Source organism: Alteribacillus sp. HJP-4, assembly GCF_042139015.1.
GTDB lineage: Bacteria > Bacillota > Bacilli > Bacillales > Marinococcaceae > JBHIKY01.
This window is the reverse complement of sequence record NZ_JBHIKY010000025.1, coordinates 17,163-33,896: the sequence shown is the minus strand read 5'-3', so window position 1 is coordinate 33,896 and position 16,734 is coordinate 17,163. Positions and strand designations below refer to the sequence as shown.

Sequence of the window (16,734 nt, the reverse complement as noted above, 5' to 3'; positions counted from 1 at the left end):
CTCCTAGTCCCATTGTCATGCAAACTTACACGATTTTTTATCACTCGTCATTATTTTTTCTTTAGATTTTCTTTGAAGAAGGAGTCGAGCTTGTCAAAAGGGATTAAATCCACACGGTCGTACAGATCCACATGCCCTGCACCTGGAACAATGTAAAGTTCTTTTGGTTCAGCTGCACGCTCGTACGCATCTTGACTGAATTCGATGGAATGAGCCTCATCCCCCGTAATGAACAGCATCGGACGCGGAGAAATCGTCTCGATATCTTCGAACGGATAAAAATTCATGAACTTCGTGTTACTAGTTAGAGTCGGGTGAGTTGTCAGCTCAGGAGATGAACCTTCAGGCGTATATTCCCCTCTCGACGTACGATAGAAATCATAAAACTCACGCTGAATCGGATCCGTGTTATCTGTCAATTCATGCACCGTACCACCAGTATATTGAGTTTCACCGCCTGTAAACTCGACATAACGTTGCTCTGCAGCTCCTGCGATGATTTCTTTTCTTTGCTCTACAGTCTGTGAGTGGTTTAATCCATTACGGTTGGCCGCCCCCATATTGTACATACTCACAGTTGCAATGGCCTTCATACGAGGGTCAATTTTGGCTGCACTAATCGCAAAACTCCCACTGCCACAGATACCAAGAACACCAATTCGCTCTCTATCGACAAAGTCTTGGGTGTCCAGATAATCGACCGCGGCACTGAAATCCTCGGCATAGATATCTGGTGACACTGCGTTGCGTGGCTGACCCTCACTCTCTCCCCAGAAAGACAAATCCAAGGATAAAGTAACGAATCCCCGTTCAGCCATTTTCTGGGCATACAAATTCGCACTTTGCTCTTTTACTGCTCCCATAGGATGTCCGACAATGATCGCAGGATGTTTTTTGTTTCTATTCAAATCTTCGGGAATAAAAACATTCCCCGCAACCTCCATGTTGTATTGATTTTCAAATGAAACCTTCTGCATGGTTACCTCCTCGCTCTGATAAAAGTTGTCTGCTCCATTGGACATGTCCGGCGTGTAGGCATCGTCGATGTCAACTTCGGTAACGGATGCTTCGCTATCGCTGGTTGAGAATGCTTCACTATCGCCGTTCGAAGATGCAAATACGGTTGCGGATAAAATCAAACCAAGTGCTATCACTGTGAATACCAGCGTAATCGTATATTTTCTTTTCATTATAAAAAACACCCTTTCTTATTTTGTTTTGAAGACTGAGTTGATGACTCCCCTCTTACGGTTTATTTCACCACTTTGTTATTTACTTTAGCTGGGGGTATTGCATATATCAAATACCTATATCATATATCAAGTTATGCTTGAGGAGCATTCTTAAAATGGATATACTAAGACTACTAAAAGGAGGATCACAGGATGGAATTTAGAGTTTTGCGTTATTTTCTTACTGTTGCAAGAGAAGGAAGCATTACGAGGGCTGCTGATTATCTGCATGTGACACAGCCAACTTTGTCCAGACAATTAAAAGATCTTGAAAAATCGTTAGGGAAAAAATTATTTATTCGGAGCAGTCACCATATTATTCTTACGGATGAAGGAATCCTTCTCCGAAAGAGGGCAGAAGAAATTATTGATATGGTCAATAAAACCGAGGCAGAATTTAATTCCATGGAAGATACAATAAGTGGGGATGTTTACATAGGTAGCGGGGAAACAGAAGCCATGAAACAGATTTCACGGGTAGCAAAAGATTTACAGTTAAATTATCCAAATATACGGTATCACCTCTACAGTGGAAACGAAGACGATGTGACTGAACGGCTTGACAAGGGGTTGCTAGACTTTGGCATTTTAATAGAACCAGCTGATTTATCAAAATACCATTACATCAACATACCTGCCAAAGATGTTTGGGGTGTAGTGATGAGGAAAGACAGTCCTCTTGCTTTCAAAGATTCCATTCAAGCAGTGGATTTAGTAAATGTTCCACTAATCTGTTCTCGCCAGGTTATGAAAGAGACATTTTCTAAAAATGAATTTGCGGATTGGTTTGGTGAAGATTTTGATAAATTAAACGTCGTGACTACATACAATCTTGCATATAATGCTTCTATTATGGTTGAAGGGGGCATTGGTTATGCTGTAGTACTTGATAAAATAGTAAATACATCTAATGAAAGCAACCTTTGTTTTAGACCGCTGGAGCCAAGACTTGAATCAGGCTTAAATATTGTTTGGAAAAAACATCAAATTTTTTCCACAGCTGCTGATATATTTATAAAAAAAATTCAGGAGAAATTTTCAAATTGTTTATCAGATGAATAAAAAAAGCTCGCAGCAGCCTTGCCTTCTGTTGGATTGGTAATATCACTGTCAACCAATTTAATCATCACCATTTAATAGTGCTATCCTTTCCTGGACATAAATAAAGAGCCAAACCTTTTAGTTCCAGATTTGCCCCCTCATATGATACTTATAAGAGCACTTCTTAGAAGAATCCAATGGAATTCGAATCCCAGATACAATCGTCGCTTACAATAAAACAAAAGCCTCTCAAAAGTTTATGAACTCTTGAGAGGTGTAAACGCTAGAATAAAGTTGACACTTTTTGCTCGATAGGATTTTACACTTTTGCTCAATCAACCTACTACTTTAGTAAAATAGATCGTGACGTTATTTTACTGGAGGTTAGGATTTTGGAGGAGAAGTTAGTGTTATACATTAAGATTCAGGAATTACATATCCGCGATTAAGTTAATTCTTGAAAGATTCTTTCTTGTACTGATAGACTTCTTATTTACTGTGAAACTCTTATAGCATAAGGTTTTACCACTTTTATGATTAAAATTATTTACACAAAAAACCTCTCATAAGTTCTGTGAACTAATGAGAGGCTTATATTTTGCCTTTTGAATGACAAAAAGTATGTCATTCAGGGATTACATTAGGCTATGAGCGCCTTTATAATAGGGTTTTTGGCGTAATTACATCATGCCGCCCATACTCTGTGTGAATTAAATACTTAAAGATAAGAGTGAAAGGTGCCTTTATATTAGGTGTTATAAGCTGCCTATCTTAAGTCCAGGTTAAATAAGATATAAATATTTATGAACAATATCCAGTCATAATCCAGTCGTAAAAGTGAGATTCATTGACATACGCACTCATCATTATATTTTTATTTCACTTCCTAAAATCATCTATAAACCTTTCTTCCCCAAGTTCATTCCTATACTTCCAAAACTTCCACCCATTTGTTGAAGTGCTTTTCCCTGAAATGTCTTCTTTGGCTTTGCTAGCAGCAGAAGAAACTGAGAATTTTTGTCCCCGATACAATACACTTTCAGTTTCGATATCAAATGTTGCCTCCATTTTTTTACTATAATAAGTAGCAAGAGCGACATATCTGAACCAGGTTTAAACGCTTTCGTGTGTTTTTCTACAAATCAATTACCACTTGCGTCCGGTTCATTTCCGCCGTCCCCCAGAATAATGAATATTTTCGTATTTATAATTTAATCACTTAAATATGGTTACTTATCTATCGAAGTATTAATTAGAAAAGAATCTACTTACTTTATGTTCAGAAGAAATTTTTTAGTTAATATTACTCAAAATTTTTGTTCATTTATTAACAAAATTATACAGTTATATTACGGAGTCTTTTTTCCGCTACTTTTAACTTGTTGCTTGTGAACATAAACATAGCTAAAATTGTCCAATTGAATCCCTTCAATCGGCAATTAGGTGTGTAAATAAACGAAATTTTGGTTTGGAGATGCATATTAAATTTCATCGTTTAATTGACAATGTAAGTAATTACTTATACTTTCTTTGCTTTGATTTTGTAAAACATGTTTTACCCAGGCATTTCGCTCAAAATTAAGCACGTATATTTCCCATATACACATACTTTCACCTGTACTAGTTACATTGATTATCTTTTCTGGTGAATGAAGAGGAGAACGATATATATGACTTCTTAACATATTATCTTTAATCCACCAATTTACTAATATAAATACAGCTTCACGAGCTTGATGAGCAATCGAAAACCCCAATTTATATGAATTATTTTTTGATTCTAATATGTCTTGTTCGGTGATCCTTTTTGTTGTATCTACAACGATTTTTGAAATCTTCTCTTTGTTACAAGAAATACTATAAAGCTTCATTTTCCATTTATCGTATTCCCAAATTTCGAGACATCTTATAGGACGTTTTTTATAGCTATCTGTTAAGATCTTCATATTAATCTCCCTTTCTTATTTTTTAGGCTAGAAATCTTATTTCCCTTTCGGGACCTTAGAAGGACAAGAAAATCCAAAAAATAATGTAATAACATCCCGTTGAATAGACTGCCATTAAAATGGGTTTACTTTTTGCTCTGCCTGGCTACTGGTATTCTTGAATTTTATATACAAAATATAAAGGAGTAATATAACGATAGGAACAACAATATATAGCTGAAAAAACGGAAGAATGAGCAAACATGCTGATAAGGAAAAAAGCGAGGCATTCCAAGGTAGTGTCCCTTTATCAAATAATTTAACTGCGGCTGCCATTGAAAGTATATAAACGCAAACCCCTAAAGAAGTAGGAATAAACAAGATATCATAAAAACCTACTCTTATAATTTCCGTTGCTACTATTCCAAAACCAGAGAAAAAAAACACAAACAAAACAACACGTTTAGGAGAATGAACTTGGGTGTTACCTGTGATCATCCATTTTGGAAAAGCACCGTCTCGACTTAAAGAATAACCAAGTTGTCCTAAACTAGCCACAAAGGCATTAACGGTTCCCACACAAACAATAAAAGCTAAAATAGCTGTTATTACTTTTGCCCCTACTCCCAGTGATTGTTCCATCATAACGCCGATAGGGGAAAGATCGTTTTCCACACTCCCATATGTTCCAGTTCCAATCGTTATTACACTTAAAAGTAAAAAAATAATACCAATCAATATAGCACTAACCCAGGTGCTAGCAATGATATCTTTTTGTGGGTTTTTAAATTGGGGAGCAAGATTACATATAGCTTCCCATCCAAAGTAAGACCAAAAAATGATAGCTGCAGCAGTTCCAATGGATTCCCACCCAAATGGACGGAAGGGAAAAAAGTGACCGAATTCAATAAATGGTAAGGATAAAAAAACAACAGATAATAAAAGAAAAACTAAACAAGAGCTTATATATATAGCTACCCTCCCACTAATTTGGATACCAAAAAAATTCATTAGGACTCCGATAAAGAGAATAAGAATGGCGGTCCACATGGTTGGAATGGGAAACGGAAAAGCATTTTCAACATAAAAAGCTCCTGTTAAGGAGACAATGGTTTGTCCAACGGCAGCACAAATAAAGTAAAACCATCCAACCAGGTTTCCCATATGATACCCAAATGAATGCCTTACAAAAGTAGCTGCACCTCCTGCGTCCGGATATTTTTGTGATAAACATGCAAAAGAGTATGCTAAAGGAAAAGTAATGAAAATAACAATACCCCATGAAATTAAGGAAGCAGGCCCAGCTATAGAAGCGGCTGTTCCGGAAATGAAAAGGACTCCTGAACCTAATATAGCAGCAATATATAAAGCAATGCCTTGAGGTAAATTGATCGATGGTTTAATAAGAACACCTCCTTTTCATATAACTTTTAATATTTCAAACTATTAGAAAGACAAGTATATAACTAAAACTATACATTGTTATACACCTATATCTTTATTATTGTCTTTATCTAATTCAACGGATTCATATTTGTCGATTGCAGGAAGAAAAATACACATAAAAGCTGCTCCTATCAATAGAAAAATAGCAGAAACAAAGGAGGAAATATAATTACCTGATAAGTCATACAGTAGACCAGGGATGTATGCACCTAGAGCTGAGCCTATTTGATGACTGAAAGATAATAAACCGAAAACAAATCCAATTGACTGTTTACTAAAATACTTATTTGCTAACATCATAGTTGGTGCAACCGTAGCAAAATCAACTAATCCAAATAGAAAGGCAAAAACAAACAACAAGAAAACTTGCTCACTTAAAAGAAGAAGGATGATCGTTAGTCCACGAGAAAAGTATAATAAAAAAAGAAATTTTTTGTTGTTCACATGATCAGCAATTTGACCGGAAAGTAAGGTCCCTATGATATTGAAGGTTGCGAGCACGGTTACAGTAGTTCCAGCAATATTAGAAGAATGACCGTGATCGTGAGCAAATGGGATCAAGTGTGTCTCCATTAATCCTACAGCTGTAAAACCACAGATCATATAAGGGATCGCTAGGAACCAGAAACCCCGGTTGCTAATAATATTAAAAAAACTCTTCCTAGATAGTGAATTTTGATTCTCCGATGAAGAAGTATCTATGTTTTCCTGATAGTTATCATTGTTTTCACCATAGGGTGATAACCCTTTTTCTGCAGGATGCGACCTTAAAAAAATGATCAAAATAGGAAAAACAACAAACATGAGAGTTACTCCTAAAATAAGAACGGTAAGTTGCCAACCTATCCAATTGATTAAGATTAGGCAAAAAGGAACAATGACTAGCTGTCCAGCGCTCATTCCAGATGTAATGATTCCCAAAGCAACTCCTTTTCTACGGTGAAACCAGTTTGTTGCAATCACTGATCCAGCTACACCAGATGCTCCACCAAAACCAACCGATGATACAATGCCATATAGTAATATTAACTGCCAGAATGATGTAACAAAAAAAGTAAGACACGTACTTACCCCAACGAGTAAAGTACTGTAAGAAAGTACTTTTCGAGCACCTACACGATCTATGAAGTAACCAATAATTGGTTGCGAAATTCCATAAATAAAAAAGCTGAGTAAAGCAATAAGTGAGACTGTTCCTCTATTTGCTCTAAACTCAGTTTCCCATGGTTCAACAAAGGCTCCAAAAGAAGAGCGTATACCTTGAACAGCAAGCAAGGCTAAAAACGATAACAATAAAGCAATCCACCCATAATGAAATTTAAACATCAAAACACGTCCTTATTATGTAGGCAATATTTTATAAATTGTATGTAATCCAATCACCTGGGACTGCACCCATTTTTTTATAAAATTGCTGGGCTCTTTTATTGCTTCTTGCTGTTTCCCATTTCATGCAGTAGTAATTATTTTCCTGTGTATATGTATGACAAGCGTTGAATAATTCAGCAGCTATCCCTTCTCCTCTTACTTCCTTAACAGTATATAAATCGTTCATAATTGTAATTTTATCTGCACTAGTTGTGGCATAACTAAAATATAATGTTGCAAATCCCACCATTTTTTCCTCTTTTAATGCTATAAACTGAATACCTTCTTTTTCATTCAATAGAGTGCGAATTAAATTGTGTAACTTTTCATCTTCCGGTTTGGTGCATAGGTAAAAGTCCACAATATACTCATTCATAAGTTTAGTTAAAGGGGTTAAATCTTTCAGTTCAGCTTTCCTCACTTCTGGTTTTACCATGAGAACATTCTCCTTTTATTAAGAAATTCATTTTAATAAATTTAATTGTAATTGCTGGTTGACCCTTTTCATAGTGACAGTTTTAAATTAAAATATGGGGACAAAAAATATTGACTTATAGAGAGGTGAACTATTATGGTCGAAATAACTCCTCAACTCGATGTCAAATCAAAAAAACCTTTATATATTCAACTTTATGAATACATAAAAAGAAAAATTATAAGTGGAACGATTCTGCCTGAAACTCGATTACCGCCAATTCGTGGTTTATCATTACATTTGAATATAAGTAGAAACACCGTTGAATTAGCTTATCAACAGTTAGTATCAGAAGGATATGTTCAAAGTAGACCTCGGAGTGGCCTTTATGTAATTGCGTTTGATAAAGAACTACCCTCATTTTATTCGAACCAGCAACTAACTTTTGATATCAAGCAAACAAATCAGCAATTTATCGATTATGACTTTCGTTACGGCAATGTTGATTTAGAGCATTTTCCATTCAGTGTATGGAAAAAATTTACTAATAAATGTTTGAGCCCTGACCAGCAGGAACTTTTTTCTTATGGAGATCCTAAAGGAGAACCTGGACTTCGTGTGGAGATAGCCAAATATCTTCATTATTCTCGTGGTGTCAATTGTTCACCAGAGCAAATTATTGTTGGAGCTGGGATTCAGCAACTACTTAGTTTACTAGCTCAACTCATTAAAGTAACTGACAACTCATTCGCAATGGAAAACCCCGGATACGATGGAGTTAGAATGGTTTTTCGGAATCATGGATTTATAATTAATTCTATTCCTTTGGAAAAAGATGGACTTGATGTTCAAGATCTATATAAGAATAATGCAAAGCTAGTCTATATCACCCCTTCCCATCAGTTTCCTTGTGGAATGGTTATGCCTTTTTTAAAAAGAATGCAACTATTACAGTGGGCTAAGGAAGAGGATAGTTTTATTATTGAGGATGATTACGACAGTGAGTTTAGATATATTGGAAAACCAATCCCTTCTTTACAAGGTATAGATACAAATGACAGAGTTATTTACCTAGGAACCTTTTCAAAATCTCTTCTTCCATCCCTTCGTATAGGATACATGGTGCTGCCATCTATTTTGTTAAAACGGTACGAAAATAATTTTCAACTTTACGACCAAACAGTCTCAAGAATTCATCAAACAACATTACAATGGTTTATGGAAAATGGGCATTGGGAAAAACACTTACGGAAAATGAGAATAGTGTATCAAAAAAAACAACACACCTTGATCTCTACTATACAAAACTTTATGAAAGGGAAAGTACGTATCATCGGAAAAGGTGCAGGATTACACATTTTATTAGAAGTATATCAAGGTAAGAGTGAAGGGCATCTGATAAAAAGAGCGAAAAAATTCGGAGTTAAAGTCTACCCAGTATCAAAACATTGGGAGAACCCAAATCAAATGAAAACTGCTATGGTTCAATTAGGATTCGGAGGATTAACAAATGATCAAATCACTGAAGGGATCAAATCCCTTCAACGTGCTTGGTTTGAAGAGGATGACAATAAATAACAACATAAAAACTGGTCGTGAAATAACAATTTTACGACCAGTTTTTATGTTTGTTCTCTTATTTTTGAACAGGCAGCTCTCCATTGCACCTGTTTCAGCAATTAAGGCGAGATATCGACCAGTCCAAATTCAGTACGAGCCTTATCGAATCAACGAAGGTCGACTCGGCAGAACGAGCTATTACTCTTGATATGGACCAATAACACTTTTAACCTTTCTTTTTGCTCGGCATAGTTCGGTACAGACACACGTAAAAAAAGAACCTCAAATACCGAAAAAAAATCCATTATTTTTAAACACACATTCCAACGAGAAAATCCTTTTGATATTCATATCTCGCCAAATAAAGAAACAGTCCTCCACCATAAGGGTGAAATCTCGTTTTAGAGTCACCTTCTGTCTAATAGAGTGGCCCTTTTCCTTTACCTTCATTCCAAATTATTACATTTTTACACAAAAAACACACGTTAAATACATAGTATATAAAAAATTCATACGGTAAATTATGAGTTGTAAAAAAGAATCAAATTCTATCAAAGGAGGGTAACTATGCATATTAAAAATTTAGAGCGCGATAATTTGAAATACGAATATGATTTATATGCCCAGAGAAATTTTCCATGGAAAGGAGTAGTTAATCCGCCATTCGGCGGGGCTTGGTGCGTTTTACCTCCTAATCAACAATCATCCCCTCATAACCACGATGAGAAAGAAGTGTTTATTATTGTAAAAGGGGTAGGAAAAGCTCAAAGTGGAGATGAATATAAAGAAGTTAAAGAAGGAGATACTGTATATTTTACTCCTTTTACAGAACATAGTATTACAAACATAGGTGAACAAGACTTAGAATTTGTAAGTATTTGGTGGGACGGGTCAGCACAAGAAGAAAATTCGAGTGAGTTTCATATTTAAAATTATCCCCGGGAGGTAACAATGAGTAAAAAAAAGTTTTTAATTACAGCTGCTCCTCCAACATCTAACGGTAACTTACATATCGGCCATCTAGCAGGCCCTTTCCTAGGTGCAGATGTATTTTCGAGATTTCAACGTATGTTAGAGAACGATGTACTATACATTTCCTATGGAGATGACTATCAAGATTACGTAGATAGGAAAGCTAGGGAAACAAATCAATCACCAAAGGAAGTTTCAGGTTATTATACAAATGCAATGGGTAAGACATTAAAATTGGCAAAAATGTTACCAGATCATTTTCCTGGAACAAAATCTCTTCCTCAGCACAAGCAAATTATGCAAGAAATTTTCACAGACCTATATAATTATGGCAGTTTAGAAATAAAAGAGGTACCTACTTTCTATTGTTCCGAGTGTGAAAATCATTGCTATGAAGCTTATGCTCGTGGTGAATGTCATTATTGTGGCAGCAAATCTGATGCAAATTATTGTGAAAATTGTGGTCACCCACAAGAAGCAGGGAAATTGGTTAATGCCAAATGTACAACTTGTCAAAAGAGCCTAGAAACACGTACAGAGAAGAGAATCTATTTTTCTTTAGTTAAATATAGAGAAAGTCTGCAAAAATACTTTGAAAAACGGAATTGGAGAGTTGATGCAGAAAAGTTATGCAAAGAAATTCTTAATAATGAAGTAGATGCACCGATAACTAGAAAAGCAGAACTTGGTGTTGAAGTACCTTTAGATAATATGACAGACCATATACTAGATACATGGTATGGAGGACCTGCCGGATACATTAGTGCTTGTATTGATTGGGCTTCAAATTTATCGAATAAGAATAAATGGGAAGATTACTGGAAATCTGAAGATACAAGCTGGGTAGCTTTCGTAGGTTTTGATTGCACTTTCTCCCATGGAGTGTTTTATCCTGGGATGTTAATGGCACAGGATAAATATACTTATCCCGATACTGTTATAACTAATAAATTTTACGGAATTGATCAACAAAAAATCTCTACAAGCAGAAACCATGCAATATGGGGCTCTGATATTTTTCGCCTTATAGATCCAGATGTAGTTCGCTTCTATCTTTGCTTAACAGCTCCAGAAAATGAGGAAACTGACTTTCAAATCGATAATTTTAAATCGCTTGTTAATAACGATTTAGCAAACAAGTGGAACACTTGGTTAACAAGCCTATTGGATCGAGCTTCTAAATATGACGCTTTTCTTCTAAACAAAGAAAATAGAACTCATTCCTCTACATGCTTACAAAAGAAAGTGGATGAATATTTGGAAATCATCGTTAATTGTCATAAAGCAGAAACTTTTTCACTACAAAGAACTGCTAAGGCAATTTTAGGTATAGCAAATGAATCCATTCTTCACTATGAGGCTATCCTTCATTTAGAAAATTTAGATTCAAATAATAAAGAGTGCTATATAGCAGAATTAAAAGAGAACCTTAAAACTCTTAGAATTCTCGCAATAGTTACTACACCGATAATGCCAGAATTCTCTAAAAAAATTAAAGCTCTTTTGGGAAATGACACCATTAATAAAGAAAAGGAATACCTTTGGAGTGATTTAGAAAATGAGGTTCTGATTTCACCTAAAAAACCTGCAAGCCCCTTTTTTACAAAAGTTCCTACATCTGTTTTTGATAAATTATTACCTTATGAAAAGGTTACAATGTAATGTCAAAGAATCAGATTAAAATAGGGGCATCTGCAGCACTTAAAAAAATTAATGGTCCTTTAACTCCTCTGACCCCACAATTTTACTATGGAGCAAAACTTGCAGTAGATAATTGGAATAAATATCATGCCTTAAAAGCAAAAATAGTTTGGTCTGATGATGAAGCCTCAAAAGAAAAAGCTCTCAGAGCCGCAGAACATTTAGCAAATCAAGAAGTAAAAGGAGTAGTTGGTCACTTCAGTAGTGAATGTGCCTTGAACGCAGCACCAATTTACATGGATAAAGGTATTCCATTATTACTCCCAGCTGCTACTAATCCATCTTTAACTGAATTTAAAAATGTATTTAGACTATGCTCAAGAGACGATCAAACAAGTCCATTAATTCTTGATCAATCTATAAACTATTTACAAGCAAATCGAATAGCCTTGATAGATGATAAAAGTTATTACGGTTTAAACCATATTGGGTATATCGAAAACGATATTGTAAATTTAAATAACAGAAATATAAAAACTATAAAATTAACATGGGAAGCAAATAGTAAAGATCAAGGACTAATTCAAAAATTACTTAGCTTTTCTCCTGAATTAATTATTTTTTCCGGGCGTTTTCATATAGCTGTAGAATTTACAAACACCATCCGTAACATTCTACCAAATATACCTATTATATTTGGGGATGATGTAATAGTTAAGGATTATGCAGATAGTTTAAATTGTACACCAGATAATATTTGGGCTGTTGGTCCTCCGTCAATACCTGAAAATTCGAATGCTAAGCAATTTATTAATGAGTATGAAGAAATAGTAGGTTTAAAACCCGGATTTTATGCAGCTTCAACATACGCAGCAGTTGAAGTGTTGCTACAATCTATAAACAACGCAGATAATTTAGATCAAGATTTATTAACAGTTATAAATGAAAATTCCTTTTCAACTATACTAGGAAAAATAAAATTTACTAAGAATGGTGAAATGTTAAATGCTCCTTTATCTTTGTGGAAATTAGAAGGACAAAAATTTACCATAACTCAATAATGTATTATCAGGAGGCTACAAATGAATGAAAACACAGAGGAAATATACGATTTAATAGGAATAGGTTTTGGACCGGCAGGAATAGCACTTGGAGTAGCGATTGAAGATTATGAAGAAAAGCTCGAAGATGAGCGTCCATTAAGAAAACTTTTTATAGAGAGATCTAAAGATTCAACTTGGCAATCAGATATGCTTTTAGAAAAAGCTCATATTCAACATCATTTTTTTCGGGATTTTGCTACTCCATATAATCCTCGAAGTAAATTCACTTTTGCAAATTATTTGCAAAATAAAGGACGGCTTTTTGAATTTGGATTACTTGATTTAACTCCCGGTCGTATCGAATGGAACGATTATATTTCATGGGTAGCAGAACAGTTAGAGGGATCAGTTAGATATAATCAGAATGTTCTCCGCGTAGAGCCATTAAAGAATACAGATGGGACAGTTGATTATGTAGAAGTTATAACAGAAGATAAAATTTCAAAAGAAAAGAATAAATTAACAGCTAAAAATTTGGCTATTAACTCTGGCCGAATGCCTTTTGTACCTGATATGTTTAGACCTTTCATGGGAAAAAAAGTTTTTCATTCTTCATGTTTCAAGACAAAACTTCAGCATTTTAAAAAAGAAGATACTCCAACTTTCGCTGTTATTGGTTCAGGTCAAAATGCCGCTGAAATAATTCTTGAATTATCGAATAGATTTCCAAATTCTCATATTTACTCAGTACACAGAAATTTAGGCTTTAAAACATATGATTTAGGTCAATTTAGTAATGAAGTTTACCACCCGGAGTTTGTAGATTATTTTTATAATTTATCAAAAGAAGAAAGACAAAAATTATTTGACGACCAAATGAAGGCAACAAATTATTCAGCTATTGGCCCTCATACTAGTACAGATCTTTATTGGAAAGTATATGAACAAAACATATTAGGAGAGGAAAAAATTCACTTATTGAGGTGCCAGAAAATCCAAGATATGAAAAAGAATAATGAAAAATATCAAATAGAATTAAAAGATATATACCATGATAAAGAAAAAATGATTAATGTTGATGGAGTTATCGTATGTACAGGATTTACAGAGGAAAAAATCCCACCCTCTCTTAATAATATTCTAAGCTATTTAGAATTAGAAGAAGACGGAGATATAAGCATTTCTAGAGATTATAACATTAGAACAGCAAGTAACTTCAATGTGGGTTTATATGCAAACGGAATTACAGAACGTACTCATGGTATAAGTGATGCAACTTCATTTAGTATGATGGCTTTAAAAGCAAAAAAAATGTTCGATGACTTAAATAAAAAGAAAACTTTAGAACTAGAAACAGTATAAATATTATATTTTTAATAGAGGTGCTTTAATGAGTATTAACACTGATATCGTTATTATAGGCGGTGGAATAATCGGTGCAAGTACAGCTCATTATCTCACTAATGCTGGTCAAAAAAATGTTGTTTTATGTGAGCAAGATCGCCCACCGGGAATTGGCGCAACTAAAATGTCCGGTGGGTTGATTAGAATGAATCATACGAATGACATTCAAACAAAATTAGCGTGGAAAAGCTATTCTGTTTTTTCTAATTGGTCAGAGATTATTGGTGGGAGCTGTGATTTTAATCAATCTGGTTTTGCTTTACTTGCAGGAGATAATTCAAAAAAAAATTTATTTAAAAATGTTTGTGAAATGCAAAAAATAGGAATTCCTACCACTCTTATAACCCCTGATGACTTTAAAAAGATGCAGCCTTATGTATCTATGAAAGGAGTCTCTTCTATAGCCTATGAACCCATGAGTGGATATGGAGACCCTGCTTTAGCTGCAGCGTCTTTTATTAACAGGGCCAAGCAAAATGGCCTTGAACTATTGGAAGGAACTAAAGTAATCGAACTTTTAGTAGAAGGAGAAAAAGTTAAAGGGGTAAAAACAAATATTGGTGACATATATTCTGAAAAAGTGATTCTTTGTGGAGGAGCTTGGACTGCTCAATTACTACAACCTTTGAATGTTGCTATTCCTTTACAAAGGAAACAAATAGGAATTAGTTTTTTTAAATGGAGAAAAGATAATCAGAGCAATCCTTTGTTAACTTATATTGATGATACTAAAGGGTGTTATTTTCGGTCTCTTTCAAAAGATCAGATTTTAGTAGGCGTGTCTGCTAATAACCAAGAAAGTAGAAGCGATGAACTAAGAGACGTGTTAAGCACTGAAGATATTAATAAAGCCTATAAATCTATAACTCAACGAATATCTCCAAAATCTTTTAAACCTATGGGTGGCAGATGTGGTTTTGATGCGTATACTCCTGATAAACATCCAATTATAGGAAATCTTAATGAAGTAGATGGTGTATACCTAGCTACTGGTTTTAGCGGAGGCGGTTTTAAGATATCTCCTGCTGTAGGACAAGAAATTGCTAATGAATTATTAGAAGAAAAAAGAAGTGATTTGTTAACCCAACTTAGATTAGATAGATTTGAGAAAAAAAACTTAATTAAACCTAAAACCCCGTATTTATATATGTAAAATTTATTTATATCCCCACGTTTTAAATATCTTACTAATTTAATAGACTAAACTGACGTTTGATTATAATACTAACTATGAGTATTTTTTTATATAAAAAAATACTCATTCATAGATGGAAGGGAAGAGTTGTGAAGATATTAATAGTTAGTAAAAACCTAGAAAACTTTAGGTATGTACACAGAATTTTTAATCTAAAGAAAGAGGAAGTTATTTATGAAAGAGATATACGAAAAGCAAAAAGGGATAAAAAAAGTAAGTACGTAAAGGGGATTATCCTTGATTTACCAAAATGTAAAGATATAGATATGGATTTGGATATTTTTTTAAAAGAATTCATACATAGATCACACCAGACAAAAACTATAGTTTTAACTCAAGAAGTTTCTACAAATAACAGGTTAAAACTTATGAGCTATGGTTGCGAAGTCTGTATTACAAATCCAGCATCTGAATATTTAAGAATTCTTGTCAACTTTAGTGAAACATTAGGTATGCTTTATAAAAAAAATAAAGATCACATTTTGATAAACGCTGAAAGTATCTTTGATGTAAAAGGGTGGAATATTATTAGAAATGGTAAATATTATCCTTTACCTAAAAAAGAGTATGAACTCTTATATTTACTTGCTTCAAATAAAGGAAAAATTATTACAACAGATGAAATATTAAAATCTATATGGGATGAAATTACCGATAAAGAGCGTGTTCGGCACTACATCAAAAAACTCAGACGAAAAATAGGAGATAATGGAACAAATCCAACAACTATTATTAATTCTCCTGGAGCTGGTTATTATCTAAAAAAAATGTGAAAAAAGCATTTTGGTTTTTCATTTTTTCCTTTATAAGTATAAAATGTTAAATAATAATTTCCCTTCCAATCTCATTATCTCTCAATAGCTTAAAAAGAAAAACATCAATCAAAATTAACTGGTCTTTGTTTTCTTTTTAATTGTTTGCTCAGTGAAAACTCACTAAGCGAATCTGTCCAGCTAAGTGTAACCTGGAGACACCATTGTGGTTAACTTCCTGAATTGTTGTAAGGATTGTCATATTCCTTTTGAACTTCAATGAAAGGTTCTTTTACCCCTGGATCACGATCTCTGTGTGTAATTGGCTTCCCTTTAAGGTTTTTTAATGTACTACTTTCTTTTCCGAACGTTTTTTCCCCTCCATAATTTAATTTGATATACTCAAATTAAATAATAATACCATTGTATGGATAATGGTATTATTATTATCTAAGACTTTATCATCCTATAGGTTGTACTCTTCCATTAAAAACTTTCGCCCATTAACCTACTTCCATACTTTCAAAAGCTACCCCCAATCGTATTATAAGGTTAACCAGTTTATCTGGTTGACCTATTTTTTTTATAGGTTATTCTTAAAGTAGCCGGGTAGGGCGTTCGCCCCCGTGGGACTCTGATCCCGTCCGCTATACTGTCCACCCCCTACTTGTAGAAACATGTTTGAGGCTGGTTGGGACCTAGATTGATTACAGCCACCCAAATGTACCACTTATGCCATA

At 34.3% G+C, this 16,734-nt stretch carries 13 protein-coding genes; 8 read left to right on the top strand and 5 right to left on the bottom strand.

Annotated features, from left to right (window positions below; translation table 11 throughout):
- Positions 1-50 precede the first annotated feature (50 nt).
- Positions 51-1,190 carry an alpha/beta hydrolase gene (locus tag ACE4RR_RS17710; RefSeq protein WP_375536778.1) on the bottom strand — a complete coding sequence of 380 codons (1,140 nt, stop codon included), beginning with the start codon at positions 1,188-1,190 and terminating at the stop codon, positions 51-53.
- Between the two features lie 195 nt (positions 1,191-1,385).
- Here ACE4RR_RS17710 and ACE4RR_RS17705 point away from each other — a divergent pair, with 195 nt between their 5' ends.
- Positions 1,386-2,294 (top strand): LysR family transcriptional regulator, encoded by a 909-nt coding sequence (locus tag ACE4RR_RS17705; protein ID WP_375536777.1) that lies wholly within the window; start codon positions 1,386-1,388, stop codon positions 2,292-2,294.
- Between the two features lie 1,460 nt (positions 2,295-3,754).
- Here ACE4RR_RS17705 and ACE4RR_RS17700 read toward each other — a convergent pair.
- The 4 genes from ACE4RR_RS17700 to ACE4RR_RS17685 form a co-directional block, all read right to left on the bottom strand.
- Complete coding sequence (locus tag ACE4RR_RS17700; protein WP_375536776.1) at positions 3,755-4,219, bottom strand: hypothetical protein; 465 nt, start codon at positions 4,217-4,219, stop codon at positions 3,755-3,757.
- A gap of 114 nt (positions 4,220-4,333) precedes the next feature.
- Positions 4,334-5,602: an APC family permease gene (locus ACE4RR_RS17695; RefSeq protein ID WP_375536800.1), complete on the bottom strand. Its 1,269-nt coding sequence runs from the start codon at positions 5,600-5,602 to the stop codon at positions 4,334-4,336.
- 78 nt (positions 5,603-5,680) lie between these two features.
- On the bottom strand, positions 5,681-6,970 hold the full coding sequence (locus ACE4RR_RS17690) for an MFS transporter (protein ID WP_375536775.1): 1,290 nt from the start codon (positions 6,968-6,970) through the stop codon (positions 5,681-5,683).
- Positions 6,971-7,001: 31 nt separating this feature from the next.
- Positions 7,002-7,448: a GNAT family N-acetyltransferase gene (locus ACE4RR_RS17685; protein WP_375536774.1), complete on the bottom strand. Its 447-nt coding sequence runs from the start codon at positions 7,446-7,448 to the stop codon at positions 7,002-7,004.
- A 135-nt stretch (positions 7,449-7,583) separates the two neighbouring features.
- Between ACE4RR_RS17685 and pdxR the strand changes: the two genes are divergently transcribed.
- The 7 genes from pdxR (at position 7,584) to ACE4RR_RS17650 (ending at position 16,015) form a co-directional block, all read left to right on the top strand.
- The gene (gene pdxR, locus ACE4RR_RS17680) at positions 7,584-9,005 is read left to right on the top strand and encodes a MocR-like pyridoxine biosynthesis transcription factor PdxR (RefSeq protein WP_375536773.1); all 1,422 of its coding nucleotides are present in this window, start codon (positions 7,584-7,586) and stop codon (positions 9,003-9,005) included.
- A gap of 549 nt (positions 9,006-9,554) precedes the next feature.
- Entirely contained in the window at positions 9,555-9,917 is a 363-nt protein-coding gene (locus ACE4RR_RS17675) for a cupin domain-containing protein (RefSeq protein WP_375536772.1), read from the top strand.
- A 21-nt stretch (positions 9,918-9,938) separates the two neighbouring features.
- A complete protein-coding gene (locus tag ACE4RR_RS17670; RefSeq protein WP_375536771.1) occupies positions 9,939-11,621 on the top strand; it encodes a class I tRNA ligase family protein in 1,683 nt (560 codons plus the stop codon).
- A complete protein-coding gene (locus tag ACE4RR_RS17665; RefSeq protein ID WP_375536770.1) occupies positions 11,621-12,661 on the top strand; it encodes a branched-chain amino acid ABC transporter substrate-binding protein in 1,041 nt (346 codons plus the stop codon). The genes ACE4RR_RS17670 and ACE4RR_RS17665 overlap by 1 nt, the downstream gene beginning before the upstream one ends.
- Before the next feature lie 21 nt (positions 12,662-12,682).
- Positions 12,683-14,005 (top strand): SidA/IucD/PvdA family monooxygenase, encoded by a 1,323-nt coding sequence (locus tag ACE4RR_RS17660; protein WP_375536769.1) that lies wholly within the window; start codon positions 12,683-12,685, stop codon positions 14,003-14,005.
- A 28-nt stretch (positions 14,006-14,033) separates the two neighbouring features.
- Positions 14,034-15,200, top strand: coding sequence for an NAD(P)/FAD-dependent oxidoreductase (locus tag ACE4RR_RS17655; RefSeq protein ID WP_375536768.1), 1,167 nt, complete (start codon positions 14,034-14,036; stop codon positions 15,198-15,200).
- A gap of 131 nt (positions 15,201-15,331) precedes the next feature.
- On the top strand, positions 15,332-16,015 hold the full coding sequence (locus ACE4RR_RS17650) for a winged helix-turn-helix domain-containing protein (RefSeq protein WP_375536767.1): 684 nt from the start codon (positions 15,332-15,334) through the stop codon (positions 16,013-16,015).
- The last annotated feature ends 719 nt before the right edge of the window (positions 16,016-16,734 follow it).

Coding starts and splice junctions, on each gene's coding strand:
- ACE4RR_RS17710 (WP_375536778.1), bottom strand. CDS start 1,190: ATGAAAAGAAAATATACGATTACGCTGGTATTCACAGTGATAGCACTT.
- ACE4RR_RS17705 (WP_375536777.1), top strand. CDS start 1,386: ATGGAATTTAGAGTTTTGCGTTATTTTCTTACTGTTGCAAGAGAAGGA.
- ACE4RR_RS17700 (WP_375536776.1), bottom strand. CDS start 4,219: ATGAAGATCTTAACAGATAGCTATAAAAAACGTCCTATAAGATGTCTC.
- ACE4RR_RS17690 (WP_375536775.1), bottom strand. CDS start 6,970: ATGTTTAAATTTCATTATGGGTGGATTGCTTTATTGTTATCGTTTTTA.
- ACE4RR_RS17685 (WP_375536774.1), bottom strand. CDS start 7,448: ATGGTAAAACCAGAAGTGAGGAAAGCTGAACTGAAAGATTTAACCCCT.
- pdxR (WP_375536773.1), top strand. CDS start 7,584: ATGGTCGAAATAACTCCTCAACTCGATGTCAAATCAAAAAAACCTTTA.
- ACE4RR_RS17675 (WP_375536772.1), top strand. CDS start 9,555: ATGCATATTAAAAATTTAGAGCGCGATAATTTGAAATACGAATATGAT.
- ACE4RR_RS17670 (WP_375536771.1), top strand. CDS start 9,939: ATGAGTAAAAAAAAGTTTTTAATTACAGCTGCTCCTCCAACATCTAAC.
- ACE4RR_RS17665 (WP_375536770.1), top strand. CDS start 11,621: ATGTCAAAGAATCAGATTAAAATAGGGGCATCTGCAGCACTTAAAAAA.
- ACE4RR_RS17660 (WP_375536769.1), top strand. CDS start 12,683: ATGAATGAAAACACAGAGGAAATATACGATTTAATAGGAATAGGTTTT.
- ACE4RR_RS17655 (WP_375536768.1), top strand. CDS start 14,034: ATGAGTATTAACACTGATATCGTTATTATAGGCGGTGGAATAATCGGT.